The 1,728-nt window shown below is 69.7% G+C and carries 2 protein-coding genes and 2 tRNA genes; 3 read left to right on the forward strand and 1 reads right to left on the reverse strand.

What is annotated here, in order from left to right:
* Positions 1-154: 154 nt before the first annotated feature.
* Complete coding sequence (locus tag Mterra_RS21035) at positions 155-1,180, reverse strand: DUF3298 domain-containing protein (RefSeq protein WP_119316852.1); 1,026 nt, start codon at positions 1,178-1,180, stop codon at positions 155-157.
* A gap of 120 nt (positions 1,181-1,300) precedes the next feature.
* Between Mterra_RS21035 and Mterra_RS21040 the strand changes: the two genes are divergently transcribed.
* The 3 genes from Mterra_RS21040 to Mterra_RS21050 form a co-directional block, all read left to right on the forward strand.
* A tRNA-Ser gene (locus Mterra_RS21040) sits at positions 1,301-1,390 on the forward strand.
* A gap of 14 nt (positions 1,391-1,404) precedes the next feature.
* Positions 1,405-1,496: transfer RNA gene (locus tag Mterra_RS21045), tRNA-Ser, on the forward strand.
* 46 nt (positions 1,497-1,542) lie between these two features.
* Positions 1,543-1,728 (forward strand): hypothetical protein (locus Mterra_RS21050; protein WP_147373024.1); only part of this gene is annotated, 186 nt, incomplete at its 3' end.

Here is a 1,728-nt window from a genome sequence, read left to right on the forward strand (position 1 = left end):
ACCCCCTCCCGCGCGGGCCGCACACCCCGTCCGGGGCGGGGCAGCGACCATCGAGCGCCCGTCCACTGGGGCGTGGGGCTGTAGTCGGCTTGTGGGGCGGGCACAACCCCAGCGGATGATTGATCCCGAAGGGCGTTCGGCTATCGGCTATCGACTATCGCCCCTCCCTCAGCACCCCGATCGGCCCGCCGGCCTCGAGCACGTCCTCCAGCCTCGACAGCGGGATTACGGTCTCGATGTAGTCGCCCAGCACGTGCGGCACGGACCAGTAGACGTGCAGGCCCTTGGGGCTCAGGGCCCACTGGAGGTAGCGGGGGTCGAGGTTTTGCTCGATGGCCTCCCGGGCCGAGGCGTCGTAGGTGGCGGTGGCGATTTCCACGCCGAGTTCGCGCAGGCGGGCGAGGTAGTTGCTGCCTTTCTTGAAGAGCTGGCTCAGGGCGAGGCGGTTGCCGGTGGGGGGCTCGAGGGTGTAGGCCTGCACGAAGCCGCTGGGGTGGGCGCAGCCGCCGGGGCCGCAGCCGTAGCCGGTCATGACCACGCTCAGCAGGCGGTCGGTGCCCAGCAGGAGCCGGTAGTCGAGCTCGAGGGCGCCCATCTCGAGCTGCCAGCGCTCGATCTCGCCCTTGCGGAAGCGGTCGAGGGCTTCGGCGTAGTCCTGGCGGTACTGCCGGGCGAGGCGGGTGGGCTCCTGGGCGAGCGCCTGGTTGACCCGCCTCCAGCCCGCGGCCTTCTCGACGCCGCCGAACTGGGGGTAGAGCACCTCGAGCCCGCTCTTCGCGTCGGCGATGACCCGGGTGGTCAGGCGGGCCTGGGCGAAGCGGTGGTCCTGCCGGGCGAGGCTGACCTTGCCCTTGCGCTTGCCGTCGGGGCTGGTCCAGGTGCCCCCCAAGCTCCCCTCGCCCAACCGCACGTCGAAGCTCCCCGTAAGCTGCCCTCCGGCGTACTCGCGCAGCTTCAGGCGTCCCTGCTCGAGGCTCCCCTCCAGCCGCAGGGGCTTGCCGATCTTCTCGTAGACGTAGGAGCCGGTGGCCTTGCCGCCGAGGGTCTTGAGGTTCATCCGCACGGGCAGGCTCTGGGGGCCGACCTCGAGGCGGCCCCGGAACACCTGCTCGGGGTTGGGGGTCGTGGCGGCCAGGGCGAGGGGCAGGAGAAGGGCCAGGAACAGCCGGTGAAGGCGCATGCCCCAAGCATAGCCAGCCCGGGGCGGGTCGTGTTGCGGTGGGGCCGGTCCAGCTTGACAGAAAGGCCCCCCTTTCGCATAGTAGTAGAGCGGCCAGTGACCCGGCTTCGGGTTGCCCATGGAGGGATGGCCGAGCGGTTGAAGGCGGCGGTCTTGAAAACCGTTATGGGCGCAAGCTCATCGGGGGTTCGAATCCCTCTCCCTCCGCCAAACAAGATCAGCCTGGAGAGGTGGGTGAGTGGCTGAAACCACAGGTTTGCTAAACCTGCATAGGGGGTAACCCCTATCGAGGGTTCGAATCCCTCCCTCTCCGCCAAGCAAGAGCCCGTCCGGGCTCTTTTGTTTTTGCGATAATCCGTGGGATGCACCTGCGGTTATTGGGCCAAACCCCCGCCATCCCCTCGCCCGGCCTCGAGCTCCTCGCCTACCTCTGCGCCCGGGGGGAGGCCCTGCGGGAGGAGGTGCGCTCGGTGGTGCCGCTGGGGGCGGCGCTGCAGGCGTTGCACGCGACGCCCTGGGGGGAGGGGGTCGTGGCCCGGGGGGAGAGC

Origin of the sequence: Calidithermus terrae (genome assembly GCF_003574345.1) — a bacterium.
Classification (GTDB): Bacteria; Deinococcota; Deinococci; order Deinococcales; family Thermaceae; genus Calidithermus; species Calidithermus chliarophilus.